General features: G+C 52.6%; 26 protein-coding genes. 7 read left to right on the top strand and 19 right to left on the bottom strand.

Going from position 1 to position 24,565, the window contains the following annotated elements; all coding sequences use genetic code 11:
* Nucleotides 1-232 precede the first annotated feature (232 nt).
* From H5P27_RS01170 to H5P27_RS01200, 7 genes are all read right to left on the bottom strand, one after another.
* Nucleotides 233-1,324: a hypothetical protein gene (locus tag H5P27_RS01170; RefSeq protein ID WP_185658548.1), complete on the bottom strand. Its 1,092-nt coding sequence runs from the start codon at nt 1,322-1,324 to the stop codon at nt 233-235.
* 17 nt (nt 1,325-1,341) lie between these two features.
* Entirely contained in the window at nt 1,342-1,959 is a 618-nt protein-coding gene (locus tag H5P27_RS01175; RefSeq protein ID WP_185658549.1) for a type II secretion system protein, read from the bottom strand.
* Nucleotides 1,960-1,963: 4 nt separating this feature from the next.
* On the bottom strand, nt 1,964-2,518 hold the full coding sequence (locus tag H5P27_RS01180) for a type IV pilus modification PilV family protein (protein WP_339382539.1): 555 nt from the start codon (nt 2,516-2,518) through the stop codon (nt 1,964-1,966).
* 162 nt (nt 2,519-2,680) lie between these two features.
* Nucleotides 2,681-3,358, bottom strand: coding sequence for a hypothetical protein (locus tag H5P27_RS01185; protein ID WP_185658551.1), 678 nt, complete (start codon nt 3,356-3,358; stop codon nt 2,681-2,683).
* A gap of 38 nt (nt 3,359-3,396) precedes the next feature.
* Nucleotides 3,397-5,487 (bottom strand): hypothetical protein, encoded by a 2,091-nt coding sequence (locus tag H5P27_RS01190; RefSeq protein ID WP_185658552.1) that lies wholly within the window; start codon nt 5,485-5,487, stop codon nt 3,397-3,399.
* Between the two features lie 4 nt (nt 5,488-5,491).
* On the bottom strand, nt 5,492-6,109 hold the full coding sequence (locus H5P27_RS01195; protein WP_185658553.1) for a type II secretion system protein: 618 nt from the start codon (nt 6,107-6,109) through the stop codon (nt 5,492-5,494).
* Between the two features lie 5 nt (nt 6,110-6,114).
* Complete coding sequence (locus tag H5P27_RS01200; protein ID WP_185658554.1) at nt 6,115-6,669, bottom strand: type IV pilus modification PilV family protein; 555 nt, start codon at nt 6,667-6,669, stop codon at nt 6,115-6,117.
* 258 nt (nt 6,670-6,927) lie between these two features.
* Between H5P27_RS01200 and metG the strand changes: the two genes are divergently transcribed.
* Genes metG through menD form a run of 3 tightly spaced genes read left to right on the top strand, consistent with a single transcriptional unit; the run spans nt 6,928 to nt 11,635 of the window.
* Nucleotides 6,928-8,466, top strand: a complete 1,539-nt coding sequence (gene metG, locus H5P27_RS01205) for a methionine--tRNA ligase (RefSeq protein ID WP_185658555.1) — start codon at nt 6,928-6,930, stop codon at nt 8,464-8,466.
* Nucleotides 8,467-8,481: 15 nt separating this feature from the next.
* Nucleotides 8,482-9,906 carry an isochorismate synthase gene (locus H5P27_RS01210; RefSeq protein ID WP_185658556.1) on the top strand — a complete coding sequence of 475 codons (1,425 nt, stop codon included), beginning with the start codon at nt 8,482-8,484 and terminating at the stop codon, nt 9,904-9,906.
* A 1-nt stretch (nt 9,907) separates the two neighbouring features.
* Nucleotides 9,908-11,635, top strand: a complete 1,728-nt coding sequence (menD, locus tag H5P27_RS01215) for a 2-succinyl-5-enolpyruvyl-6-hydroxy-3-cyclohexene-1-carboxylic-acid synthase (RefSeq protein ID WP_185658557.1) — start codon at nt 9,908-9,910, stop codon at nt 11,633-11,635.
* 25 nt (nt 11,636-11,660) lie between these two features.
* On the opposite strand, the gene H5P27_RS01220 is transcribed toward menD, so the two are convergent.
* From H5P27_RS01220 to H5P27_RS01255, 8 genes are all read right to left on the bottom strand, one after another.
* Nucleotides 11,661-12,587: a Ppx/GppA phosphatase family protein gene (locus H5P27_RS01220; protein WP_185658558.1), complete on the bottom strand. Its 927-nt coding sequence runs from the start codon at nt 12,585-12,587 to the stop codon at nt 11,661-11,663.
* Nucleotides 12,571-13,287, bottom strand: a complete 717-nt coding sequence (rsmI, locus tag H5P27_RS01225; protein ID WP_185658559.1) for a 16S rRNA (cytidine(1402)-2'-O)-methyltransferase — start codon at nt 13,285-13,287, stop codon at nt 12,571-12,573. The genes H5P27_RS01220 and rsmI overlap by 17 nt, the downstream gene beginning before the upstream one ends.
* 54 nt (nt 13,288-13,341) lie before the next feature.
* Complete coding sequence (locus H5P27_RS01230) at nt 13,342-13,491, bottom strand: hypothetical protein (RefSeq protein ID WP_185658560.1); 150 nt, start codon at nt 13,489-13,491, stop codon at nt 13,342-13,344.
* Between the two features lie 14 nt (nt 13,492-13,505).
* Nucleotides 13,506-14,252, bottom strand: coding sequence for a hypothetical protein (locus tag H5P27_RS01235; RefSeq protein WP_185658561.1), 747 nt, complete (start codon nt 14,250-14,252; stop codon nt 13,506-13,508).
* 66 nt (nt 14,253-14,318) lie between these two features.
* Entirely contained in the window at nt 14,319-14,972 is a 654-nt protein-coding gene (locus H5P27_RS01240; RefSeq protein WP_185658562.1) for a lysophospholipid acyltransferase family protein, read from the bottom strand.
* Nucleotide 14,973: 1 nt separating this feature from the next.
* Nucleotides 14,974-15,642, bottom strand: a complete 669-nt coding sequence (gene cmk, locus H5P27_RS01245; RefSeq protein ID WP_185658563.1) for a (d)CMP kinase — start codon at nt 15,640-15,642, stop codon at nt 14,974-14,976.
* The gene (gene aroA / locus H5P27_RS01250; RefSeq protein WP_185658564.1) at nt 15,635-16,975 is read right to left on the bottom strand and encodes a 3-phosphoshikimate 1-carboxyvinyltransferase; all 1,341 of its coding nucleotides are present in this window, start codon (nt 16,973-16,975) and stop codon (nt 15,635-15,637) included. Before aroA ends, cmk begins: the two co-directional genes overlap by 8 nt.
* Nucleotides 16,976-16,998: 23 nt before the next feature.
* Nucleotides 16,999-17,841: a prephenate dehydrogenase/arogenate dehydrogenase family protein gene (locus H5P27_RS01255; RefSeq protein WP_185658565.1), complete on the bottom strand. Its 843-nt coding sequence runs from the start codon at nt 17,839-17,841 to the stop codon at nt 16,999-17,001.
* A 104-nt stretch (nt 17,842-17,945) separates the two neighbouring features.
* Here H5P27_RS01255 and H5P27_RS19890 point away from each other — a divergent pair, with 104 nt between their 5' ends.
* From H5P27_RS19890 to H5P27_RS01265, 3 genes are all read left to right on the top strand, one after another.
* Nucleotides 17,946-18,068: a hypothetical protein gene (locus H5P27_RS19890; protein ID WP_281384112.1), complete on the top strand. Its 123-nt coding sequence runs from the start codon at nt 17,946-17,948 to the stop codon at nt 18,066-18,068.
* Between the two features lie 78 nt (nt 18,069-18,146).
* Complete coding sequence (locus H5P27_RS01260) at nt 18,147-19,151, top strand: twitching motility protein PilT (RefSeq protein ID WP_185658566.1); 1,005 nt, start codon at nt 18,147-18,149, stop codon at nt 19,149-19,151.
* Nucleotides 19,152-19,259: 108 nt separating this feature from the next.
* A complete protein-coding gene (locus H5P27_RS01265; protein WP_185658567.1) occupies nt 19,260-20,276 on the top strand; it encodes an aldose epimerase family protein in 1,017 nt (338 codons plus the stop codon).
* A 23-nt stretch (nt 20,277-20,299) separates the two neighbouring features.
* Here H5P27_RS01265 and H5P27_RS01270 read toward each other — a convergent pair whose 3' ends face one another.
* The 4 genes from H5P27_RS01270 to H5P27_RS01285 all read right to left on the bottom strand — a co-directional run bounded on the left by H5P27_RS01270 (nt 20,300) and on the right by H5P27_RS01285 (nt 23,096).
* A complete protein-coding gene (locus H5P27_RS01270; protein ID WP_185658568.1) occupies nt 20,300-20,926 on the bottom strand; it encodes an SAM-dependent methyltransferase in 627 nt (208 codons plus the stop codon).
* Between the two features lie 4 nt (nt 20,927-20,930).
* Nucleotides 20,931-21,362, bottom strand: a complete 432-nt coding sequence (gene tsaE / locus H5P27_RS01275) for a tRNA (adenosine(37)-N6)-threonylcarbamoyltransferase complex ATPase subunit type 1 TsaE (protein ID WP_185658569.1) — start codon at nt 21,360-21,362, stop codon at nt 20,931-20,933.
* A complete protein-coding gene (locus H5P27_RS01280; RefSeq protein WP_185658570.1) occupies nt 21,346-22,257 on the bottom strand; it encodes a thiamine-phosphate kinase in 912 nt (303 codons plus the stop codon). The genes tsaE and H5P27_RS01280 overlap by 17 nt, the downstream gene beginning before the upstream one ends.
* Before the next feature lie 65 nt (nt 22,258-22,322).
* Complete coding sequence (locus H5P27_RS01285) at nt 22,323-23,096, bottom strand: CPBP family intramembrane glutamic endopeptidase (protein WP_185658571.1); 774 nt, start codon at nt 23,094-23,096, stop codon at nt 22,323-22,325.
* 134 nt (nt 23,097-23,230) lie between these two features.
* Between H5P27_RS01285 and mtaB the strand changes: the two genes are divergently transcribed.
* Nucleotides 23,231-24,565 carry a tRNA (N(6)-L-threonylcarbamoyladenosine(37)-C(2))-methylthiotransferase MtaB gene (gene mtaB / locus H5P27_RS01290; RefSeq protein ID WP_185658572.1) on the top strand — a complete coding sequence of 445 codons (1,335 nt, stop codon included), beginning with the start codon at nt 23,231-23,233 and terminating at the stop codon, nt 24,563-24,565.

Consider the following 24,565-nt stretch of genomic DNA (forward strand, 5'->3'; position numbering starts at 1 on the left):
CTGGTTTGGAGGGATCTGTTTCCGAGAATAGAGGTTGGATATAGCCTTCATCGTAGGTATGGTCTGGTAGCTCTATCAGCTGCTTCAGTTTACCAACGTTGAATTCAAGAATGTCGACGTACTGGTACCTTCTATGGTCGTAGAAGGCGTTTGGCTTGATCTCATACAGATAGTTGGATCCAGAGCCCTCAAGAGCTGAGATATCATATTCCGTCCCGCTCTGGCTGAATGCTCATACTTCTCCGGTTTGTACGTCCCAGGTAATATAGAGCCCTGCTTTGACTGAAAGTTTTTGAGCCTCTATTTTTGAGTCGTATTGAGGATTTGAGGACGAGATAGGAGGCTCGATTATCTGGTGTCCTGAATTGACGGGATCGTAGGAGAGTGTGGTCGGATCGTCTGGCTCGTACTCCGAGAAGGCAGCTGGCGTGTAGACTTCGATCCCGTGGTCTTGGGTCATCAGGTTACCATTCCAGCGATCGGCGGAGTAGGTCCTCCAGTCGCTCAGTGTTGAGTCTACAAAGGATCCGCTGACTTTCATGGTGACTAGGTCATCGTCTCCATCTTTGAAATACACGTGCCCGTGTTGAAGACCTTCCCATCCTGCTCCTTGGGCTGAAGGAACTGTGGTGCCCCAGCCGTAAAGCATGTCTTGGGAAGTTGAAACAGGGTAGTGAAACTCGAGGCCAGAGATCGATTGCAGGTATAGGTTCCCATTCGTATGGACTGGACCGTGGATCTCCATCTTGACACCCGGTGAGAACTCCAAATCGAGGTTATAGAAAATGGCGTGAGCAAAAAGTGGACAGTCGCGTACCTGAAGCTTTTGGGTTACGTAGCTTCGAATATCTGGTCCACCACTTGGGTCATTGACGGTTGCTTTGGCGTAAAGGGCGATCTGTCTGGTATAGACGTTTTTGCCACGGAGCGGGTCGAAATCGTTAGCGGGATTGCTGGGGTCAATGTAGACGAGTGCCCCATCTGCATTGCCGACAATTGCTCCCGTTAGCGATGAGTTGTCTGAGTCGAATGTCGATCCGAACAAATTAGAGCTGGGCATTAGGATTTCTTCAGCGGAGCCGGGCGCGAAGGAACTAGAAGTAAAATTGGTTTGGTGGTCGAAGGTATGTTTCAGTTGGGCGAATCCGTACTCGACCAAGGCTTCTGAGAGATTCTTAGAGACCAGTCTTAGCTCGTGCCGCGAGTTCATTCTTCGCTCAGTCAGTGCGTGGCTCAACACGCCGGCCAGAACCAAAGCGAGGGAAGTCGCAATGACGAAGACAGACACCATGACCCCGCCCTTTTTTCTCCGAATTCTATTCATCGTATTTCGCATGGCCTTCAACCCCTCGGAGATATCGTAAAGTTGTAGGTGTTGGTGGCCCGTTTGATTTTGTTGCCGTGATGAAGGATTTGGCCCTGAACCGTTATGCTGCGTCCGAAGAAATTGTAGAATAGCTGACCATTGCTGAGGCCCTTCGTCAGCTCCACTACCTCCTCGTGCTCATCGAGGGAATCGACTGAAGGCAGCAGTTCTTCGATCGGTTTGTCCTGCGGCGTCTCGTAAGTGATGTTGAATTTACGGACTGGACCTTCTTCCTCTTCTGTTCCCGAGCGATAGTATCCAACTAATTTGGTGTACAAAGTGGGGTCGTCTTCATCCAAAAAGCCAAGGACCAGGAAATCTCCCGAATATCCGTCTTCGACCTCAGTTCGGTCCGTGAATGATTCGTAGATAACAAAAAGGTTCGAATAGGTGGCGTAGTCGCTCAGTTCACTGGTGAATTTTCTGATATCCCTATTCACGAGTAGCTTGCCTTCGTTGTAGGCAGCGAAATCCGTTGTGCGTATCAGGAATGTCATGGTGGCACCCATCACCAATCCAGCGACCACAGTAGTCACCATCACCTCCGCAAGGGAAAAGGCCGCTCGGAGCTTTGTTGGGAATCGGCGTCTCATCGTTTTAAAAAGTCGGTATTTTCGACCGGATGGCGAAGACTGTGCTTTCCACTGGCACTGCAGCTCCGTTCGTGTTGTCCACGTAGCTCCAGCGTAGAATTATTTCCCGAGCGTCTCCGATTCCAGAGCCCGAATCGGTGATGTCCGAGATGTACAATACCAGATTGATGAGAAGGTCGTCGGTGTCCTTTTCTGGCGTGTTGTTGATGTCTATGGCTCGAGTATTAACGACGTCGGTTTGATCGTTCCCCGATTCCGGATCTGATACCATGGGCGAGACGTTCAAGGAGTCCGCAACTCCTTGGCTGATCAGCTCGGTGATCGTGGTTTGGTCAAGCATGCTAAAGTCGATGCTCTTGAGCTGCTCTACATAACCTTGGGCGATATTGGTGGCAGTCGCCATCATGATAGAGCCCTCTGTCATCTTTCTGGCCTGAAGCAGACCGGTAAGAGTGCCCAAGCCCGCGATGGTCAAGATGACAGCAGCAACCATGACTTCCATAAGTGTGAAAGCCTTTTGGTTTTGTTTACGCCTGGCGTGTGGACTGACTCTAAGCATTCTGAGTACTTAGCTATCGGCACCCTTGCTTGCATTTATAGCGAGTCTGAGTCGGATCTCGTCCTTATATAAAATTTAGGAATATCTATAGGTATTTTGGTGAGGTAAATTGAGGTGGAAGCCTTAGTTTTGGGTGCGTCGCCTAGTGTGTTTATGTTTTTATCAGCGAACTAGGGTCATTTCGCCAATCAGATGGTCGATGCGGATCCAGCTCTGATCGACCGCTTCCTTCATCCCCTCCACCGTGAACGCGACGAGTTTGCCGTTTATCATAAAAAAGACTTCGCGCCGCTTGAACTCATTGCCAGAGCTCCCCAGTTCGAAGGCCAATTGCCTGAAATCTTTTCCGAAGGTGTAAAGAGAGGACCGAGTTCCAATGTTGGAATCGTCACGAACGATTTTAAGGTGAGGATTGTCCTTGGTAAGGCCGAGCTTGTAGGCGTCCCAATTTGAGTCTGATAGATCGCTCAAGAAGTCTTCGGGAGCGAAGGTTGCGATGCCAAGGGTAACTCCCGGGATTCTTTCGCCGGATAGGCTGGCTGCATATTGTGCAGAAGGGTTTGCTCGAAACGACAGGCCTTTGGACAACGCTAGCTCGATTTCGAAACTATCGAATTGGAGGTTAAGCATTTTTACCTGAGCTCCGTCGAAGTCGACAGTCCCGTTGCGAGCAGAGATTTTGGTTTGAGGAGCGGTCGGCCAGTGAATGGTCTTTTGCTCCGCTTCTTCGTTCCTGAGTGTGACAGTCGCAGTCTCGGCTTGGCTGATGGTAAGACTCAACAGTGTCAAAGCGCCTATCCATGGATTTAGGATTCGTTTTTTGAGGAGTGAGCAGTTCATAAATTGCATTACTTTGGGGGGCGATTCGTGAGGTATCCTCATAGTCCCGAGTTCCATGGAAGGTCGTCGATGGCGGCCTGGAATTCCGATGCGGACAGACTTTTGTAGTTTACCCTCCGGTAGGTGCGAAGAAGTGGAGTCCCTGGGGGAAATGTGCCTGATAGGAATTGCTCGCTAAAACCCCAGTTGCGAGCCGGGGCTCCGTAGTAGTCGATTCGCCAAGCACTGTCGTCGACTTCGCTCTCGTAGAGGCAGACTAGTGAACCTCTAATGTATAGGCTTTTGCCGGACCATTTTTCTAGGAAACGTGGGAAATTGTGTACCCCGCCGCTACTTCTTCCGTTGTTGGCGGCGTTTGAGGGGATGAGACCGGAGACTATTGCGGCGGCTACTTCGGTCGAGGCTGCGGTGGGTTTCTTAGAGGTGACTGCGTCGTTCCAGTTTACGGATTGGATGGTTATGCTGTCTCCGTACAGGGAGACGGGTACCTCTCCTACTTCGGGAACGGTAGCGCTGTTGTAGCTACTGGCGGAGTTATGCATGACGCCATCGGCGTTGAAGTGACCACGCACGTAGAGCGCGTTATTGGTGGCCAGAGTCATACCTGGATCTGATCCGCGACTTGGGATACCTTGACCTGTCTGGTCTGTTTCGCCTCCCCACAGTCTGACCCCTGAATAGTTTAGTCGAGCCTGGTCATTGGAATCGGAAGAGCTTGTTTCCGTCTCGACATAAACGATGCCGTTCCAGAGGGATGCAGGGTCGTATGCGGCATTGTACCAGTCGGTCGAATTTTTCGCAGGAGCAGAGGTGTCTGTAGGGGAATAGTAGGGTTGGATATAGGTTTCGTCTGAGCTGAAGTCTGGCGCTTCGATGAGTTGCTTCAGCTTTCCCATATTTAATTCCAGGGTGTCTATCCACTGGTATCGTCGATGGTCGTAGAAGGCATTATTTTTGATCTCGTAGAGGTAGTCGGAACCAGAGCCTTCCAAGTCGGAGATATCGTACTGCGTACCGCTCCGGCTGTAGGCCGTTACCGTTCCAGTCTCTACGTCCCATTTTATATACAATCCGGCTTTGGTGGACATTTTCTGCTCCTCAATGGTTTCGTTGTAGTCGGAGTCGTAGATTGAAAGGGGGGGCTCTATGAGTTGGTGTCCCGAATTCACCGGATCGTAGGAGGGGGTGCTCGGATCATCTGATTCGTAATCCGCGAAAGCGGCTGGTTTGTATACCTCCACTCCATGATCTTGCGTCAGCACGTTGCCGTTCCACTTCTCCGAGGAGTAGGTTCGCCAATCGCTTTTGGTCGAGTCGGGGAAGCTCCCGCTAACCTTCATCGTGACGAGGTCATCATTTCTATTCTTAAATCTTATATGGCCTCTTTGCAGGTTTTCCCATCCGGACCCTTGGGCGGAGCCTTCGTCGGTTCCCCAGCCCCAGAGCAGGTCTTTCGCGGTAGAAACGGGATAGTGGAAATCGACCCCCGCGATACCTTGCACGTAGAAGTCTCCATTTGTGTGGACGGGTCCGTGTATTTCCATTTTCGGGCCTGGCGACACTTCCAGGTCCAGATTGTAGAATATTGCGTGAGCGAAAAGCGGGGAATCGCGAACCTGTAGTTTTTGGGTAACATAGCTCGTAATGTTTGGACCCCCGCGTGGGTCGTTCACGGTCGCCTTTGCATAGAGGGCAATGTTTCGAGCATACACTTTTTGGCCCCGCAAAGGATCGAATTCATTGGCTGGGTTTGCGGGGTCGATGTAGGTGAGGGTGCTTCCGAAATCGTCAACCACGCCGCCGAAGATAATGGATTCCGAGGAATCGAAATACGGCCCGAACTCGTTTGAACTCGGCATCGCAACTTCGTCGGGGCCTCCTGGAGCGAGGGCGTCGGAGGTGAAATTCGTTTGGTTCTCGAATTTGTGTTTGAGCTGGGCAAAGCCGTATTCGACGAGGGCTTCGGATGCGTTTTTGGAGATGAGCCGCAGCTCGTGGCGCTTGTTGAGTTTTCGCTCAGTCAGAGAATGGCTGAGCACCGCTGCCAGAACGACGGCCATAGAGGTTGAAATAACGAGGACGGCTACTGTTATTCCGCCTTTTCTAGGGTTTCTCGTTTCTCTTGTCATACCGCTAACCCCTTGGGGATATAGTGAAATTATACGTATTGGTCGCCCTGTTTAGGGTACTGCCCTGGTGGAGGATCTGGCCTTGTACGGTTACGCTTCGCCCGAAGTAGTTATGGAACAAGTGCCCGTCGCTAAGCCCTCTGGATAGCTCCACGATCTCCTCGTGGTCAGAGAAAGTTGATTCTGCTGGTAAGAGGTCCGCGATCAGCGAATCCTGGGGCGTGTTGTAACTGATGCTGAACTTGCGAACGGGGCCTTCCTCATCTGTTGTGGCTGAGCGATAGAATCCGATGATTTGCGTGTACAAGTTCGGGTCGTTTTCGTCCACGAAACCGAGGACGAGGAAATCTCCGGATCCGCCGTCGTCGACCACAGTGCGATCCGTAAATGACTTGTAGATCACAAAAAGGTTGGAGTAGGTCGCGTAATCGCTCAGTTGACTGGTGAATTTTCTTATATCTTTGTTTACCAGCAGCTTGCCCTCGTTGTAGGCCGCAAAATTTGATGCGGAAACGAGAAAGGTCATGGACGCTCCAAGCACGATTCCGGAAACCGTGAGCGTTACCATCACCTCCACCAAGGTGAACGCAGCCGAAAACTTACCCTTTCTCTTGAATCTCATGCTGATCAGAAGGTGGGTACCCGAGAACGGATGGTGTAGAGTGTGTTGCTGACAGGTACATCCGTACCGGAAGAGTTGTCCAAATACTCCCAACGCAGCACAATCTTTCTGGAATCTCCTATCCCATTGGCCTCGTCTGTCGTGTCATCGATATAGAGGAAGATATCGATTTTGAGATCGTCGCCTGCGTCGGTCGGCGTGTTGTTGATGTCGATCCACTTCGAGTTGACGATGTCAGTGTCGGCATTTCCGGTTTCGAAGTTGGATGGAAGGGGTGATACCGAAAGAGAATCAGCGGCCCCTTGGCTCATTAGATCTTCGATCACGGCTTCGTCTAGGAAGCGAAAGTCCATGCTTTTGAGCTGCTCGATGTAGCCTTGAGCAACATTCGTGGAGGTGGCTACGTAAATTGAGCCCTCGGTCATTTTTCGGGCCTGCAGTAAGCCGGTGAGCGCTCCAAATCCTGTAATGGACAGAATTGAGATAGCGACCATCGCCTCCATAATGGTGAACGCTTGGAGTTTTTTTGTGAACTGCTTCGCTTTAGGCTGCTTCGACATACGACCGCTTCATTTTATCGGGGCGCTCAGGATCGTATTTGGTCAAAAGGGTAAAATTAGTGTGTAGTGCTGGTTTTTCTGAATCGTGAATCAGTTCTTCACGGCCATTTCATGGATGATTCCGTTCATCTACCCATACGTATTATTGGCATTAAGCCCTAGGTGTGGATGGAATGCTGCACCTCCTGTTCGCGTGACATTTTATAGGGTTGCGGGTCCTTGTGCTGCGGCTTATGCACTTCCGTTTTCTTTACGCAGATGAAGTCCTTTTACATCACTACCGCTATTGACTACGCGAACGGCTCCCCGCACCTCGGGCATGCCTACGAAAAGGTGCTGACCGATGTGGTTGCCCGCTTCCGCCGCTTAATGGGGGACGACGTTTATTTCCTAACCGGAATCGATGAACATGGCCAAAAGGTCCAGCAGTCTGCTGCCAAGCGTGATATCCAGCCCATCGAGCTTTGCGATGAAGCTGCAGGCCAATTCAAGGAACTCTGCGAGAGCCTCAACATCTCCAACGACGACTTCATTCGTACTACCGAGACCCGCCATAAGGACGTGGTTCGTAAGATTCTGCAGGACCTCTTCGATCGCGACGAAATCTACAAGGCCGAGTACAAGGGGTTCTACAGCGCTCGAGCGGAGCAGTTCTTACAGGAAAAGGACATGGTCGATGGCAAGTGGCCGGAAATTTTTGGAGAGGTAACAGAGATCACTGAGAGCAATTATTTCTTCAAGCTCAGCAAGTATCAGGACTGGCTCATCGAGCATATCAAGACCCACGAGGACTTTATCTTTCCCCGTTTCCGGGCAAAGCAGGTACTCGAATTTCTGAAGGAGCCCATCAACGATCTTTGTATCTCGCGCCCCAAGGAAAGATTGGAATGGGGGATACCACTTCCGTTTGACGACGGTTATGTGACCTACGTTTGGTTTGACGCGCTTGTTAACTACATCAGTGCGGTAGGATACGGCACTCCAGATTTCGAGAAGTATTGGCCCGTCGACTACCACGTTATCGGCAAAGATATCCTGCTTCCTCCGCACTCCGTTTACTGGCCTATCATGCTCAAAGCGATCGGCGTAGAAATCCCATCCAGTCTGCTCGTACACGGCTGGTGGTCGATCAATGGCGATAAGATGTCTAAGAGTACGGGCAACTTCATCGAACCGAGCGAATTTGTTAAGGAATACAGCGTCGATGCGCTGCGCTACTTCTTGATCCGGGAAATGAGCGTGGGACAAGACAGCGATTTTTCCGATGAACTTTTCACCAACCGCTACAACAGCGATCTCGCGAACGATCTTGGAAACCTGTTGAACCGAGTTCTAACCATGACTCCCCGATATTGTGGGGATACTTTTCCAGCTCGAAGCGTTGATGAAGAGCCAGAGAAGGAACTCGAAGAAGCGTGGGCCAACACGGAAGGCAAAGTCGTCGAGCTCTACGAGGATTTCCAATTTCACAAAGGTTTGGAACTTACCTTCGCCTTCATTCGCTCAATCAATCGCTACGCAGAGCAGCGGTCCCCGTGGAAGTTGGCCAAGTCCGAAGACCAGAAGGATAAAGACACTTGTGCGACAGCGCTGTCATTGATGGCAGAGTCTTTGCGACGAGCGGTTGGTTTGTTGGAGCCCGTTATGCCGGAAACGACTGCCCGTGTGTATGAGCTTCTCGGTTATGAGAGCGATGCTGCTTGGTTAGAACGTCTCAAGCCCAGTGACGCTTTAACAGGAGCCAAGGTCGGGGAACGCGTGATTCTCTTTCCGAAACCCCAGCAGGAGAAGAAATAGAGGCATAGCCACTTTGTGGATACTATCCAGCTAGATCCCGCTAAAGCCAAGAGCTTCGAAACCCTGCATGCCTTTTTGCAGGCTTGCCTTGTCAAGGCGATGGAGCGCGGAAAACCGCAACTTGTCAGCATTGCAGCGGAGTCTAGCTTGCTTGATCCCTTGGCTGTGCTGGAGTCGATCTACGAAGATCAGCAACAGCATTTCTACATTGAAAAAAAACGCGACGACTTGGCGATCGCTGGTGCAGAGGCAGCGATAAGCTACTCGCCTTCGGGGGCTTCCCGTTTTAAATCAGCGAAGGCGTGGATTGAAGAGACTCTGGAAAACGCTATCGCAGTGGGCGATCCCAGCTTACCTTTTTTTGGACCTCACTTCTTTTGCGGATTCAGCTTTTTTGATGAAGTCTCGAGTAAGGTGCCTTTTCCCTCTTCCTCGCTTTTTGTTCCCCGCTGGCAGGTTGTATCTACGAAAGGCCGATGCGTTGCCATCGCTAACGCGACGATAGGTTTGGGTGACGATGTTGAAGCTGTTGCCAAGCGTATCTGGAATGCGAATACTAAGTTTAGGTCTTTTGATTACTCGGAGGAGGAATGCTCGTCAAAAAAAGATGGCATTCGCATTCTGGAGACAAAAGAACGTGGCGGTGACGATGCATTTCAGGTCGCGGTTGGAAATGCGTTGAAGCAAATCAAAGTTGGCGAATTCGAGAAAATCGTCTTAGCTCGGGCTCTTGAGCTAAAGGCAGATCAGCCCTTTCATCCGCTCGAAATTTTGAATACGCTCCGCGAAAGATACGAAGATTGCTTCGCATTCTCGATCGCTAATGGCAAGGGGCAGAGTTTCATAGGAGCGAGTCCTGAACGGTTGGTTTCGGTTTTTAAAGGGCGGGTTAATGTCGATGCTCTCGCGGGAACCGCGCCTCGTGGTAAGACCGCTTCGGAAGATGCGAGATTTGGGGCGGGCTTATTGGATAGCGAGAAGGACCGTCGGGAGCACCGCATTGTTTATGATTCGATTTGCAGGAGACTTGAAAGCCTTGACCTTTCGGTGGAAAGTCTTTGCTGCCCGAGTTTGAAGAAACTGCAGAATGTGCAGCACTTGTTTGTAGATGTGGAAGCCGAGCTGGCGGATGGTATCCATTTGTTGGACCTCGTAGCGGAATTGCACCCGACTCCGGCTGTGGGCGGAACTCCGCGGGAAGCGGCGGTTCCACGTATTCAGGAACACGAGCGTTTCGAACGAGGACTTTACGCCGGTCCGATTGGTTGGATAAATTCAAAGGGCGAGGGTGAGTTTCTAGTCGGAATCCGATCAGCCCTTGTGGATGGAGAGAATGCCTGTCTCTATGCGGGAGTGGGCGTGGTGGAAGGTTCCGTACCGGAGCGTGAACACCTCGAGACTAATCTGAAATTTCAAGCCCTCAAGGAGAACCTCCTCTAGCATGGATAAGAGCTGGGTAAACGCTAACGAGCTGTGGGCTGATGTCATAGCGGAAACGCTGTACAGAAAAGGAGTATCCACAGTTGTTACCTGTCCCGGATCTCGGAGTTCTCCACTGACTTTTGCTTTTGCTCGACATCCAGAAATTGAGGCAATCCCGATCTTAGACGAACGTTCAGGGGCATTCTTCGCATTGGGTTTAGCTAAGAAGACAGGAAACCCTGTGGCCATCGTCTGCACATCAGGATCCGCCGTGGCCAACTTTTTCCCTGCGGTCGTGGAAGCAAGCGAGCTAGGCGTGCCTCTGGTTGTCCTAACTGCGGATCGGCCTGCGGAGATGCGTGATTGCTCGGCTGGTCAGACCATCGATCAGGTGAAGTTTTTTGGTGGATACGTTCGGAAGCAAGTCGAGCTGGCAGTACCGGAGGCGAAACTCGAGATGTTACGCTATCTAAGGCAAACGGTTTGCTACCTTTTGGATGTTGCTGTCGCTCCGAATCGTGGACCTGTCCAACTTAACATACCTTTCAGAGATCCGCTCATTCCTGTTGAGGAGACCGGATTTGTCTCTCCGCTAGAGCCGGGAGATTTCGCAAGTTTCTTTTCTCACCTGGAGCCATCCGACCCGCTTCCGATAGCGCAAGCGGAGCTGCCTCAAAAGATCGCTCTCTCCTCAAGTGGCCTTATTCTGGTAGGACCAGTTTCTCCTGCGAATGAGGAAACTTGGCTTGATAATCTGGCGACTTTTGCCAACCGCTTGGGGTGGCCGCTGCTGGCGGATGCCATAAGCCCCGTCCGCTCGCATGCCAGTGCTTTTGAGTCTTTGATCTGCGGATACGATACGATTATTCGTAATAGAGAACTCTGTCACGAGCTCGTGCCCGAACGGATTATTGTGGTGGGTTCTTTGCCTACCAGCAAAGCGTTGCGATCCTGGATTGGGGAGCATGATTTGGAGATGACTGTTTTGAGCGATCGTCCGGTGAATTGGGATGCGACTCATTCGAGATCGAATCATGTTTATGCCGATTTTGAGTTCGGCGGTGTTCTTGTCGATTCGGGAAATGAATCTAGCTATACCAGACGCTGGTTGGATTTGGAGCGAATCGTAGCGGCGGAGTACGATCAACGTTTCGGGAAAACGGAGTCTTTGTTTGAGGCTAAGTTGGCTTGGACTTTGTCGAAACAGTTGCCGGAGGAAGCAAGCCTTTGCGTATCCAACAGTATGCCTCCGCGGGACATGGAATTTTATTTCGGGCGAAACGATCTCGGAGTTTCTGTCTTCTCTTCTCGTGGCGCCAATGGAATCGATGGAATTTTGTCGACTGCCATGGGAGTCGCCCACGGTGGCGAAAATACCTTTTTGCTTACGGGAGATCTTGCTCTTTTACACGATACCAATGGAGCTCTGATCTCGAAGCTTCTCAAGGGGAGCTTAACAATCCTATTGGTGAACAACTCGGGTGGGGGAATCTTTGAAATGCTACCGGTTTCGCAATTCGAGGATGTATTCGAAAAACATTACGGAACGGATCAGAAAGTTGACTTCTCGGATTGGGCCAAGACCTATGGAATTCGGTACGAGCTGATTGAGGATTGGCAGACCATGCAAGAAAAGCTGCGTGAGGAGCCTGAAGGGGTACGCTTGCTGGAGATTCGTACTGACCGCAAGGCGGATACTCTGACGCGGAAAACCTGGTTCGCCGAAATTAGAGAGCTTCTGAGCTAAGCCTAGATTCGAAGACCCTGTCGTTTCAGCCGTGCAGCAATTTGGAGGCGACTCCGAATCGTAGGTTGAATTCGGAAAAATAAAGTAGCTCGCAGCCAAGATATTCGAGGGAGGCCGCAAGGGTTACCATCGCGGTCGGAAAAATGTCGGAACGGCTGGGCGGTATCCTGTATTCCTCTACTCGTCCCTTAGCGGTTAGCGAACAAAGATGGGCTCCCATCCTTTTGAACTCTTCGAGGAAGATGCCTTCTTCTATCTGACGTTCGCTTAGCGAGCTGGCTAGATGTTTGGCCGCTCCACCAGTGAGCACAGCAATTTCAGAGGGACTGCTTCTCGCTTGGAATTTCGAGGCGAGCCAGCGCTCTCTGACGTAGTCGGAGATACGTTTCTGGCAGTCGGATGATAGGGGTTGCTCTCGATCTTTCACTAGAAGCGAGGCCAAGCGGACGGATCCCAGTCTCAGGCTTTCTGCAGCTTGCAGCTGGCTATTTAAAAACTGAATACACTCCAGGCTGCCTCCTCCTAGGTCGAGAAGGGAATAGGACTCGAGTTTGGTTAGGGCTGGATCGCACTTTAAGGCGTCTCCAATGAATTCAGCTTCCTCGTCGCCTGAAAGAATGCGAAGCTCGTGCCCGCAGGCTTTTTCCACTGCATTGACGAACTCTTGTTTGTTGGACGCGTCCCGCACGGCGGAGGTTGCGACGATACAGGTGGAATCGCAGCCTTCGGCGGCTTTAACCAGGCGGGTAATAGCTGCCGCTCCTCGCTGAATGGCATCCTCGTCAATGATGGGTGGATGCCCTGTCATACCTTCGCCAATACGAGTTTCTTCTACGATGAAATCTACTTTCTCTGCGGGCGTGTTGTCGCCAGCTTTAGCTATCAGAAGCTTTATGGTATTGGAGCCCACATCAATGACTCCAACGGTGGGCGAGCTAGAGTGCGTAGCCATCTGGGGCGATAAGGACGACGAATTCGCCTTTCTTGCTGGACGAGCTCATCTGTTCTCGGATGTCGGCGATGCGGCCGGAGCGGATGGTCTCGAATTTCTTGGTGAGCTCTCGGCCGATGCAGACGACTCGGTCAGGGCCGAGCACGTCCTCCAGTTCCGCTGTCATCTTTTCGATACGATGCGTGGATTCGTAGAGGGCGATGGTGTGCTTAAAATCCCGATACTCTTCAAAGAAACGGCGACGGGCCGCTGATTTGGGCGGAAGGAAGCCCGCGAAGAAAAATGCGTCGGTTGGCAGCCCGCTTACGCTGAGGAGGGAAGTAACTGCACAAGCTCCAGGAATCGGAACAACGGGAAGGCTCAAGCGTTGGCATTCCCTTGCGACACGAAACCCCGGATCCGAAATGGCAGGCGTGCCCGCGTCGGAGACCAACGCCACGGATTCTCCCGCTTGTAGTTTCTCGACGATCGAGCTGGCCGCACGCTTTTCGTTGTGGTCGTGGTAGGCGATGAGCGGCCTCCTGATATCCAGCTTAGTGAGCATTGATCCCGTGGTGCGAGTGTCCTCGCACGCTATGGAATCGACTTTAGAGAGCAAAGAAAGGGCCCTTTGGCTTATATCCGCCAAGTTGCCGATAGGAGTGGCCACCACGTAGAGGTGGCCCGCCTCTGGAGTGAGTGAAGGGTTGTCTGTTGACATTTACAGGCGATTGGCAGCCCAGAGGGGAAGGTCCGCTGTGGGGCGAACGTGTCTCTAGCTGGTTCCCATGCCTGGAACGCCACCTTCCCAATCCTTAGGACGGCTCCAAGGAATGGTGGATTCGTCTGGGTCGGCGCAACCGGAGACGAAAAAGAGGGAAGCAATGCTGAGAGCAGCAAGAATGAGAGAAATGGACTTTTTCATGTTATCTTTGAATGTCAGTTTAGACTCGAAACCGAGTCTCCCGATTGCGGGTTCTTGACGATGGACTCTGGCAAAACTCGGGCGATGCTCAAGTTTTCCTTAACATCGGTGACCTGTATTTTGGCTATGGTTGTGTCAGCGTGCCGGATATAAAGTTCATTTTGGAGCCGAACTCCTTCGCTGTAGCCAATATCGAGAATCACGAAGGAATTGCCTTTCCCGACGGTGAGGATCCGGCCGTGCAGATTCGAACGCGCGGGCACGGAGATGGGAAGCGAGTTTTCGGCCAACCCTGGCTGGGTTTGCTGCAGTTCGAGGATTTGGCGTTCTAGGCTGGCGATTTGCAGCTCGTAGTCGGCGATCTCGTCTTGGGAAATACTGGTTGCTTGCAACACGCCGAGTTCTTCGCTGAGGCGACTGTTTTCGCGTTGAAGCCTGCGTTCCGCTATCTCTTGGGCGTCGCGCTCGTCGACCAATCGCTTGTTTTCTCTTTGGATTTGGAGCAACTGATTGTTAGCGAGCAGCGAATCGGCGGTGAGGCTTTCGATATCCAAAGTTTGGCTTTTCAACTTCTCCGCTTGCTCGGAGTTTTGCAGTTTCAGCTCCCGGTTTTGATTGCGAGCTTCATTGAGCTGAGCTCGCAACTCCTGCATGTTCGCATCCAGCGAACGGTACTCGGTTTTTTGCTGGAAGTAGAAGAACCCCGCCGCGACGGCGCCAAGCACGGCCAAAATCTGGAGGATGCGGGTGATGTACTTCATTTTGGGGAGTAAGTACTTACGCTAGGATTTTGCGGAGAGTTGGGAAAGAAATTTATTTTGTACCCCTCAAATGGCTAAGGGCCGCGGACGGGTGAGTTTAGCGATTTCGGCCATGATCCGGTCGGCTACGATTTGGTAGCGCTCTTTTCCCGCTTCCCGTCCCGGGTCGTAGGTCTCCGGCGTAATCGGCTCACCATAGCGCATATGCACGCTTAGGTTGAAATTGGGCAGAACCTTTCCTTTGGAGAGAACCTTGGCGGAATTGAAGATGCGGCAGGGAATCACGGTGGCTTGCGATTTGGCGGCGATCAGGCCGATGCCTGGTTTTGCCTTTTGCAGATTGCCGTCTGGCGATCTCGTACCTTCGGGGAATAGCGTTAGCAGTCCGCCGTTTTTGAGCGTGGAGAGGGTGGACTTCATCGCTTTGATGTCCGAGTCCCCATCGCGGTCGACTGGGATAGTCCCGACCTTATCCAGCCACCAGCTGGCCGCCTTGTTGAGCCACAGGGTCTTGCGGGCGAAGAAGTTGATATGGCGTCGCAGCAGGCAGCCGATCAAAGGAGGATCGAAGTGGCTGGCATGATTGACGGCGAGAATAACCGCTCCACGCGAGGGAACGTTCTGGATGCCTTCCACCTCGCCAATTAGCAACTGGCTCAGGACTCCGGCGGCGATGGAGGAGCTGATGTGGTAGACGGTGGGAGAATAGTCGTGGGACATCTTAATTTTCGTATGCTGCGGAGACGAGTTCGGAAACGTGCTCCACGACTTGCTCGAGGTTTAGTTCTGAAGAATCGACCAAGGTAGCTCCTTCAGGCACTTGGAGCGGAGCGCTTTTGCGGCTGCTGTCCATCTTGTCCCGCTGTTCAATGCTATCGGTGAGTCCCTCAGCGGCCCGGCGGGCAGCCCGTTTGGCGGGATCGGCGTAGAGGTAGAGACGAAGATCGGCTTCAGGAAAGATAATGGAACCAATATCCCGGCCTTCCATAACTAGCCCCGCGAATCCGCGCTCTTTCGCGATTTCCGCTTGGGAGCGTTGGTAGTCGAAGAGGAATTTCCTCACCTCTGGAATGGCTGCGTAGTGCGACACATTTGCGTTCACCTGCTCGCTGCGAATAGCGGCGTCGGGAGTCCAGCCATTGATGACGATGGAGGCTTGGTTGCCCTCGGTTTTTGTATCGAGCTGCAAGCCGGCCAAACCGGTTACGAGCGCTTCGCCCGCTTGGGCGGGCACGCCTGCTTCGAGCAGTTTCAACGTAGTGGCTCGGTAGAAAGAGCCCGTGTCTACATGCATTAGGTTGAACCGCGAGCTTAGAGCTCGGGAGGTGGAGCTTTTTCCAGCGGCAGCTCCTCCGTCGATAGCGACGATAATAAAGTCTTTTTTAGGCATCGGAAGAGGCGTTTTCGCTTTGTTGTCTGAGGCTTTCTAGAACCTCGAAAAAGTCAGGGAAGGTTTTTTTGCAGCAGCTCGGATCTTCGATTTTCAGCCAAGGCTCGCCATTACCCAGCGCATCAAAGCAAGCCAAGACTCCGAAGCTCATGGCGACTCGATGATCGTGGTAGGTGGCGATGGTGGCGGGCTTTAGTGGGGCAGGAGAAATGGACAAGGAGCCCTCGGTTTCTTCCACCGATTGTCCGATTCTTTTCAAACCATCGGCCATGGCTGCCACACGGTCGCATTCCTGATGCCGTGTGTGGGCAATGCCTTCGATCTTGGTCGTGCCTTGGCAAAGCGGCGCGATCGCTGCGGCAGTCAGAAAGGTGTCGGAGTAGGGATAGAAACTGCCCTCGAGGGATTCGGGTTCGGCTCCCGGTTCGTAGCGAACGATGGCGGAGCTCTTGGTCCACTCGATGTAAGCTCCGGCTTCCTCCATGCGGCTTGAAAAGGCGATGTCGCCCTGCAGAGAATTTTGCGTTACGCCGAGAACTTCTAATTCACCGGTTACCGCGACAGGTAAGGCGAAAAAGTAGCTCGCCGCTGAGGCGTCACCCTCGACTTGGTAGCCTTGGGGTTTAGCTTTGTAATAAGGGCAGGGCTTGATGTCGTAGCCAGTTTCGGACGCCGCTAGGTTTGATTTCGGAATTCCGAATTGGACGAGCATCTCTAGAGTCATGTCGATGTAGCTACGTCTCACGCTGGTATCGGTAAGCTCGATCTGGATACCTTGCTCAGCGTAAGGGGCAGCCATAATGAGAGCCGAAACGAATTGGCTGGAAGAGGATGCGTCGATGGTCGCTTTTCCTCCTGCGAGCCCCTGCGCTTTGATGGTGAGCGGGGCGAAACCGTCTGTGGTTTCGATCTGGCCCCCAAGCTGGTTGAGCGTTTGGGCCAGATCCGCGATGGGGCGTTTCCTCATTTGCGGAACGCCGTCGAGCCGGTATTGGCCGCCTTCGCTCAGGCAGAGAAATGCGGTTAGGAAACGAGCGGAAGTTCCGGAGTTGCCGACGAAGATCTCTGCTTCCTTGTTCGGGATATCGCCGCCGAGTCCGAGGATGGAAATGGTCTTCGCTTCGGCGTCCGGAGTTACCTCAAAGCCTAGGTCTTGCAAGGCTTTGACCATGATCTCGGTGTCCTCGCTGAAGAGGCAATTTTCCAAAAGAGTTTCGCCATCGGCTAGGGCCGCGAGAATCAGTGCCCGATTGGTAATGCTTTTGGAACCCGGCACGGTCACGCTTCCGCGAACCGGCTTGGTGAAAGGACGAATGGGGAGAGGGTCTTGCATTGGTTGAGAGAGTGCGAGGGAGACTACAGTTGGTCTCGAAATTCCTTACCGAGGCTCAGCTCCTGAAACAGCTTTGAGTCGGTCTTTTCTTCTATCTGATGGTACAGTTTTTTCAGGTGTGTTTGGAAATCCGCGATGGCTTTGAGCACTTCCGTACGGTTTTGAGCGATGATTTCCTGCCAGAGAGCCGGACTTCCAGATGCGACTCGCGTGGTGTCGCGAAGTCCGTTTCCGCAGTAGTCAGCTGCGGCGGGACATCTGGAAGCGAGGAAGGTGGAGAGTGAAGTGGCAATGACGTGCGGCAAGTGGCTGACTTGAGCTACGATCTCATCGTGTTTTTGCGGGTTTTCGACTACGACTTGGGATCCGACCGCCTTCCAGAAAGCGATTGTTTTTTCCAAGGCTTCCGGATCGGAGTCGTCAGTGGGGGTGACAAAACAAGTTTTTCCATCGAACAAGGTGCTACAGGCGTTTTCCATGCCTGTCTTTTCCGATCCTGCCATGGGGTGAGATCCGATGAATCGAGCTTTTCCGACTAGAGCGGTTTGACACTCCCGCACGATCTCGTCCTTCACGCTGCCTACGTCGGTGACGATGGGGCTGTTCTGGGCAATAGTGGCGATTTGCTGGCTGAGGCTAATGATGCTGTTCACCGGCGAGCAGAGTACGATGAGCTCCGCGTCCTGGCAGGCTTCCTCAAGATCAACGCTCGCTTTTTGACACCAGGATTGGCTCTTCAAAGCGTCCACTGCCGCCTGGCGACGAGCCCAGATTGCCACGTTTTGGGCGAGGCCTTTCTCGCTGATGGCGATGGCTAGGGAAGCTCCGAGAAGTCCGGGGGCGACGATGGCGATTGATTTAAACACGAATTTGGAGAGGAAAATTTCAAGTTGGCAGGCTGTGGGAACGAGTGCTTTCTGACTTTACCGATCTCGCTGGTGACCTAGCGTTTCGGAGCAGAACCCAATCGATGAACGAGCCGGAAGAAAACAGTGAAGAGGCGAAGCGCGCCAAGCGAATAATTTATTGGGTCATGGCCCTGTTTATAGCCGTTCCGGCGATCGCCATCTTCTGGAACTTTTTTTCCGGTTGAGTGCTTCTGTTTAAGGCCGATAGGTAAATAGGTTACCGGGGTAGGGGCTGAGCTCCACGCAGGGACCTATTTGCTACCATGAAACAGTCGGTCATTATCCTGCGTGCCATACTATTGGCGTTTTGCGCCCTTGGTGGGTTTGGGGTTTGGTATGCCTACGATACGCTAGGAAGCGTGTGGCTGTGTATGACTGTGGCTCTATTGATTGGGAGCCTGCTCATCTTGATCGACATGTTGCTCAAGGGCTTCTCGCTGAGGGGCTTATCGGCTCTTACTTTTGGATTGTTCGCCGGGATTATCGCCTCCCATCTCATCACGATCTCCCCATTGTTTGATTCAGGCGACCCGCAGGTCATCTACATTTCACGAGTCGGTGTATTTGTGGCGGTCACCTATCTGGGCGCCATTATCGCTCTCAGAGGTCGCGACGAATTTAATCTCGTCATCCCTTACGTTCGATTCGACCCACAAACGGTGGAAAGCCCCATCGCTGTGGTGGACGAGAGCGCTTTGGTTGACGGCCGGATCTACAAGCTCGCCTCGGCCAGATTGCTGGTGAGCGTGCTGTCCGTACCGACTTTTGTGGTGGACGAGCTAAATTCTTTGGCCCATTCGGAGCTCGAAGAGGAGCGAAATCGTGGCAAACGCGGGCTCAAGACGCTGGCCGACCTGCGGACTATCGAGCATGTGGAGGTCCGCATCCACGATAGCGAAGTTCATAGCAGGCAAAGTCGGGAGGAGAAAATTCTCTTCATCGTGCAAAGTCTCAAGGGTCGCCTGTTGGCCACGAGCGAATCTCTCATAAACCGAGCGAAGCAGGAAGGCGTGCCCTATGTCGATATGCTTGGTCTGGCGAAGTCGCTTTCTCAGGAAGTGATTGTTGGCCAAACGGTTTCCGTCAAGCTGGTCAAAACCGGTCGCGAGGATAGCCAGGGAGTAGGATATCTCGAGGACGGTTCCATGGTCGTGGTCAATGGAGCTGCCGATCTGGTGGGCAGCAATATCCTGATCGAGGTCGATAGCATCATCCCGACCAGTGGTGGGCGAATGGTCTTCGGCAAGATTCTCGGGCAAGAATTGTAAGAGTGGACTTGGGGCTTGCTTCAGCCCGGGGGCGCGTAGAATGCGGAGCGTGGCGAGCCTTTTGGACGCCACTTTCACACACTACACGACCCATACTTATACCACCTTATGGATTTCTATACCCTTGAAAACAAAAACGGTTTGAAGCTGAAGTTCACCAATTTCGGCGGAATCGTTTCTGAAATTCACGTACCCGATCGTGACGGAAATTTTGCCGACATCACTTTGGGATTTGAGACTCTGGATGAGTACGTGGATCACAATAACGACTACTTTGGCGCATTGATCGGACGTTATGGAAACCGGATAGGAAAATGTCGTTTCCAACTGGATGGAAATAAGGTGGACGGCCTTTTGGCCAATGATGGGGTCAACCACTTGCACGGCGGAAAAGTCGGCTTCGACAAGGTGGAATGGAAGGCCGAACCGGTTTCCGGAGAAGGCTATAGCGGCATGAAGCTCAGCTATACCAGTAAAGACGGAGAAGAAGGGTATCCGGGCAAGTTGGACGTAACGGTTACCTACAAGCTAACTGATAAGGACGAATGGGTCATCGAATACGAGGCCACCACCGACAAACCCACCGTGTTCAATCCAACCAACCATGCCTACTTCAATTTGGCGGGTCACGATGGAGCTTCCCCCGTAGATCACGAGATGATGATCAACGCGAAATTCTTCACCGCGACCGACGACGGCGGAATTCCGACCGGAGAGATTCTCAGCGTTGCGGGGACGGATATGGATTTCCGCGAGGCCAAGGTCTACGGAGAGACTGTCGATTCCGAAGATACCCTAATTAGCCAGCTGGGAGGATACGACCACAACTGGATTCTCGATAAGCAGTACGGTGAACTAGGTTTGGCAGCTGTGGCATTCGATCCGAAGTCAGGGCGCGAAATGAAGGTGTTCACCACGGAGCCAGGCGTACAATTTTACGCGGGCAATTTCTTGAACGGGACGCTGACCGGCAAAGGCGGCAAGGTTTACCAAAAACGTGAAGGCTTCTGTTTGGAGACGCAGCACTTTCCGGATTCGCCGAACAAGGGACATTTCCCAGACACCACTTTGCGTCCGGGGCAAGTTTTCAAGTCCACCACGATCTACGCGTTTGGCGTTCGCTAGTTGGTAGCTTGCTTGAGTATTTTTTAGCGTCTTTCCGCTCGGGAGGACGCTATTTTTTTTCGCCCTACAAATTGGACGACGGAGGCCATGCCGGTGTGAAACGTACCTTCGATGACTTCTCGTTTCACTTCTTGTGCGTGGAGTATTTCTAGTCCGCTCAGTTCATCTTTCAGCTGATCGAGCGTATGCATCAAATCGGCGACCGGAGGACCTCCGGTGCCCAGTTTCAATTGCTCAGGGGTGTAGCCTTCCAAGATAAAGATCCCGCCCGGCTTCAAGGCAGAATAGACTTGGGCGTGGACTTTTTTTCGCAGCTCTGGGGGGAGGTGGCAAAAAATGGATACGATACCAGTCGCGGAATTTGGCTCGAATTCGTATTCAGCCAAGTCGCAGCAAAGCGTTTCGATCTGGACCCCGTTTTTCTCGGCCAGTTTAGACGCCTTCTGTAAGCCGACTCTGGAGGAGTCAATGGAAGTGACAGAGTGGCCTTGGGTCGCGAGAAAGACGCCGTTGCGACCTTCGCCGTCGGCGAGGCAAATCACGGGACCTTGGGGAATCAGGTCCGCCTTACTGGCGAGAAAATCGTTTGGTTTTGTTCCGTAGATGAATTCCTCCGCGGAGTAACGTTCGTCCCATTGATTCAGGTCCATGGCATTATTTGATTTGGATCTTCCGGTTTTCGCCCTCGTTCGAGAAATAGCATTTATGCGTGATCGGCCAAGGAATAAAAGGGAGTTTGCTGGGCCATTCAATTGCTAGGCAGAAGGGCGGGAATATGAGCTCTTCCAGCATTAGCTCGTCCCAGATTTCCGGTGAATTCTCTAGCCGATATGCGTCCATATGGGCGAGTTGGCGGTCCCCGTTGTACAGGTTATAGATGTTGAATGTTGGACTCGTCACCGGTTCTTGAATACTCCAAGCCTGAGCCAGCCCTTTCACAAAGGTTGTTTTTCCCGCTCCTAAATCACCTTCCAAGGTCAGGACCGCTTCTGGCGGTAGGGTCGCTGCCAATTCTTGAGCAACCGATTGGGATTCCTCTGGGTTGCTGGTTATGATGCCCGCCTTTAGCCTATCTAAGATGTTCATATCCGGAAGCGGCGAAATCTTTGGTTGTATTTAACAAGGTTAACCGCGTGGTCTCTGTACCACTGTTTTGGCGGATGTATCCAATATGAGAGACCCGCGTTTTGAATTCATCTTTCCAGTCGGAGAGGAAGACTGCTAAGTCTGTATCCGGATGCAGGGCGAAAATGAGCTCGAAATCCTCTCCGTCGTTGAAAGCGTGATACAGGGGGCCTTTGCCAGACTTTTCCGCCATTGTTTGAGCGTCGCGGGAGATGGGAAGAAGCGAGCAGTCGATCTCGCAAGTTCCGCCGGTCGGCGTAATGTTGGCGTAGTCCTTGCCCAGCCCATCGCTTAAGTCGGAGCAGCTTAGGCAGAGCCCCGATTTGGCGAGCCACTGGCCTTCTGCTAATCTAGGCGTGAAATCGAAATGCTTTTTAAAAATAGTTCCACCAAGGGACCCCGTTACGAATACAGGGCTTCCATCCTGTGAGGTTTGCCTGAGCAGCGGTTTGGTGTCTGGAAGGGTCTCTCCATAAAGAGTAAGAAAGGCGCCCAAGAAATTGTCGGCGGTTGAAACGTCTCCACCCACGATGCGAACTTCGTTAGCGAGGGCTTCTTGCCCTAACTGGATATAGAATCTCTGTATCCACGAAACGGAGATGCTTGGGTCCAAGGCGAGACAAATGACGGCATGGGTCGGCTTGCCTCCCATCGCAGCGATGTCGCTCAGGTTTCTGCGAAGTAGTTTGGCGGCGGCTTGCTCCGGGGATAGGGCGTCGTTGAAATGCTGGCCGTAAATTACCGGGTCGGCAGTGACTAATTGGGAAACCTTTGCTTGGGGAGCTTTTAAGACTGAACAATCGTCGCCCATGCCCTCCGGCGCTTGAGGCGCTGCGGAGCCTAGCCAGAGTTTCATTTGTTGGATCAACTTGGATTCGCCTAAGCTGGCGAGCGATTCATTGGGGTCGCTGGAAAATGGAGTCACGTCAGATCGGGGACAAAAAGGATCAGGACTAGATTGATGGTGTTGAACGCGGAGTGGAACACGATGCAGGACAGCAGGGACCCCGATTCGCGATAGGCGAGCGCCAACATAACTCCGATAGTCATGAGTGGGGCGAAGGAGTACAAGTTTGCGTGGAGAATGGCGAAGAAGAAGGCGGAGAGTCCCAGCGAAGCGAAAAGCGGCAGGCGGTGGTGCAAGTAGCGAAAGACCCCTCCACGAAAGGCTGCCTCCTCGCAGATGGGAGCGACCAGCGAAATCATTGCGTACATGATAGCGGTTTCGAACCAGGAACCGCCTTGTTGCACCATGAGAATTGGGTCCTGGATAACTTGTTCGAAGCCCAGTTGGTTCAAGCTAGCTCGCGAGATCAGGTTGACCGCGATCATAACTGGATAGGCGATCAGAAGCCATTTGAAGCCGATCGAAATGGCCTGTGGAATGGGAGCCTTGTCTGGGCGAGGGCTCGTATTCCCCTGGGTGTCCAATATCTTTAGGAAACCCAAAAATGCGGCGAGCATACCGAATTGCATTCCCAAATTGGCAGCTAAGGCGGCTAGCAAAGGAGGATCACCGCCCTCTTCGGGAGCGAGGAGCCAAGTGGCGAATTGGCCAAACAGGGCGGAGGCGAGGGCCATACAGGCGAAAAGCATTGCGGCGAAGAGGCCGAAATCGCTCCCGCGGATTTCCCATTTGGGAAGTCTTCCGGGTCTTGGGCTTGGATTCGGTTGCTCTATGGTTTCGGCGAACATGGCTTGGTGGTTTCGAGGGAAGCGGCTTCCTTGCAAGGGGCGAGTCCAAAAAGCGAAATCTGTTCTCCTTGGGGGGCGAGGGGATGATTTTGCATGACTTCTCCGGATCTTGGCCTTTTTTTGCGGCACTTAGGATGGAACAGGCGAAAAACAAAAAGGCATCTTTGCATACACTCGGTTGTCGACTCAATCAGTCAGAAACGCTGCTGATCCAGCAGGGATTGCAGGAACGCGGCTATGAGATCGTGCCTTTTGGCGAAAAGGCAGATTTAGGGATCATCAACACCTGTACCGTGACCAATCTGGCCGATTCCAAGTGCCGCCAGACGATCCGTCAGTTTGTGCGCAAAAATCCTGAGGCCTACACGGCCGTGATTGGTTGTTATTCGCAAATGGGCTCCAAGGAAATCGCAGAGATCGGAGGAGTAGACCTGATTATCGGCAACCAGGAGAAAATGAGCGTGATCGACTATATCGGTCAGGAGAAAAACGAGAAGCCGCTCATCATTCGCGAGAAGATCTCCCAAGCGGATTTCTCTATCCACAATTTTGGAGACGTCCCCTTCAACCAGAGAGCGAACCTCAAGATACAGGACGGTTGTAGTTTCGTTTGTAGCTTCTGCATCATTCCATTCGCTCGCGGCGCCGCTCGGGCTCGCGACATGGAGAACCTACTTGAAGAAGCGCGACTGAAGGCCTCGCAGGGAATCCGTGAAATCGTGATCACCGGGGTGAATATCGGTACCTACGACACCAAGGACGGCGATCTGCTAAAGGTGTTGGAGGGGCTCAACGCCATCGAAGGAATCGACCGGATTCGTATCAGCAGTATCGAACCTACGACGATTCCCACGGAGTTGTTTGCCTTGATGAACGATCCTCAACACGCCTTGCTGCCCTTTTTCCACATACCTTTGCAGAGCGGCTGCGATAAGGTGCTGAAGGAGATGCGACGCCGCTACACGATCGCGGAATATCTGGACTTCTTACACTTGGCTCACGACAGCGTTCCGGATGTCTATATCGGTTCCGATATAATGGTCGGTTTTCCAGGGGAGACCGAGGATGATTTCCAAGAGACCTGCCGCGTGTTTTTGGACAACCCCTTCGATTTTTGTCACGTCTTCAGCTACTCGGAGCGGCAAGGTACGGTCGCAGCCCGACGGGAGGATCAAGTAGACATCCCCGAACGAGCACGCCGTAGCGCCTACCTCAGACGCTTGTCATCGAAAAAGCGATACGACATGTACGAACGTTATCTAGGCAAGGAAATGCCGGTGCTTTTTGAAAATCCGAAACCTGATTCTTGGCCGTCTTATACAGACAACTACATCCGCGTCGTGGTGCCCAGAGCGGGAGAGCTTGCAGCAGAAAAGGGGATGGACTTGGCCAATCGCCGGGGGCAGGTGCGTCTACGTAAGATAGCGGCCGATTATGTAGAAGGCGAATTGATCGAGATGATTGATTGA

The sequence above is a fragment of the Pelagicoccus albus genome, from assembly GCF_014230145.1.
GTDB lineage: Bacteria > Verrucomicrobiota > Verrucomicrobiia > Opitutales > Opitutaceae > Pelagicoccus > Pelagicoccus albus.

Bases quoted from the DNA above. Each gene is read 5' to 3' on its own strand.
- H5P27_RS01200 (WP_185658554.1), bottom strand. From the start codon at position 6,669: ATGTCGAAGCAGCCTAAAGCGAAGCAGTTCACAAAAAAACTCCAAGCG.
- H5P27_RS01175 (WP_185658549.1), bottom strand. From the start codon at position 1,959: ATGAGACGCCGATTCCCAACAAAGCTCCGAGCGGCCTTTTCCCTTGCG.
- tsaE (WP_185658569.1), bottom strand. From the start codon at position 21,362: ATGAACATCTTAGATAGGCTAAAGGCGGGCATCATAACCAGCAACCCA.
- metG (WP_185658555.1), top strand. From the start codon at position 6,928: ATGAAGTCCTTTTACATCACTACCGCTATTGACTACGCGAACGGCTCC.
- H5P27_RS01195 (WP_185658553.1), bottom strand. From the start codon at position 6,109: ATGAGATTCAAGAGAAAGGGTAAGTTTTCGGCTGCGTTCACCTTGGTG.
- H5P27_RS01185 (WP_185658551.1), bottom strand. From the start codon at position 3,358: ATGAACTGCTCACTCCTCAAAAAACGAATCCTAAATCCATGGATAGGC.
- H5P27_RS01220 (WP_185658558.1), bottom strand. From the start codon at position 12,587: ATGGCTACGCACTCTAGCTCGCCCACCGTTGGAGTCATTGATGTGGGC.
- mtaB (WP_185658572.1), top strand. From the start codon at position 23,231: ATGGAACAGGCGAAAAACAAAAAGGCATCTTTGCATACACTCGGTTGT.
- rsmI (WP_185658559.1), bottom strand. From the start codon at position 13,287: ATGTCAACAGACAACCCTTCACTCACTCCAGAGGCGGGCCACCTCTAC.
- H5P27_RS01265 (WP_185658567.1), top strand. From the start codon at position 19,260: ATGGATTTCTATACCCTTGAAAACAAAAACGGTTTGAAGCTGAAGTTC.
- H5P27_RS19890 (WP_281384112.1), top strand. From the start codon at position 17,946: ATGAACGAGCCGGAAGAAAACAGTGAAGAGGCGAAGCGCGCCAAGCGA.
- H5P27_RS01260 (WP_185658566.1), top strand. From the start codon at position 18,147: ATGAAACAGTCGGTCATTATCCTGCGTGCCATACTATTGGCGTTTTGC.
- cmk (WP_185658563.1), bottom strand. From the start codon at position 15,642: ATGCCTAAAAAAGACTTTATTATCGTCGCTATCGACGGAGGAGCTGCC.
- H5P27_RS01190 (WP_185658552.1), bottom strand. From the start codon at position 5,487: ATGACAAGAGAAACGAGAAACCCTAGAAAAGGCGGAATAACAGTAGCC.
- H5P27_RS01270 (WP_185658568.1), bottom strand. From the start codon at position 20,926: ATGGACCTGAATCAATGGGACGAACGTTACTCCGCGGAGGAATTCATC.
- H5P27_RS01285 (WP_185658571.1), bottom strand. From the start codon at position 23,096: ATGTTCGCCGAAACCATAGAGCAACCGAATCCAAGCCCAAGACCCGGA.
- H5P27_RS01170 (WP_185658548.1), bottom strand. From the start codon at position 1,324: ATGAATAGAATTCGGAGAAAAAAGGGCGGGGTCATGGTGTCTGTCTTC.
- H5P27_RS01180 (WP_339382539.1), bottom strand. From the start codon at position 2,518: ATGCTTAGAGTCAGTCCACACGCCAGGCGTAAACAAAACCAAAAGGCT.
- aroA (WP_185658564.1), bottom strand. From the start codon at position 16,975: ATGCAAGACCCTCTCCCCATTCGTCCTTTCACCAAGCCGGTTCGCGGA.
- H5P27_RS01280 (WP_185658570.1), bottom strand. From the start codon at position 22,257: ATGAAACTCTGGCTAGGCTCCGCAGCGCCTCAAGCGCCGGAGGGCATG.
- menD (WP_185658557.1), top strand. From the start codon at position 9,908: ATGGATAAGAGCTGGGTAAACGCTAACGAGCTGTGGGCTGATGTCATA.
- H5P27_RS01230 (WP_185658560.1), bottom strand. From the start codon at position 13,491: ATGAAAAAGTCCATTTCTCTCATTCTTGCTGCTCTCAGCATTGCTTCC.
- H5P27_RS01235 (WP_185658561.1), bottom strand. From the start codon at position 14,252: ATGAAGTACATCACCCGCATCCTCCAGATTTTGGCCGTGCTTGGCGCC.
- H5P27_RS01240 (WP_185658562.1), bottom strand. From the start codon at position 14,972: ATGTCCCACGACTATTCTCCCACCGTCTACCACATCAGCTCCTCCATC.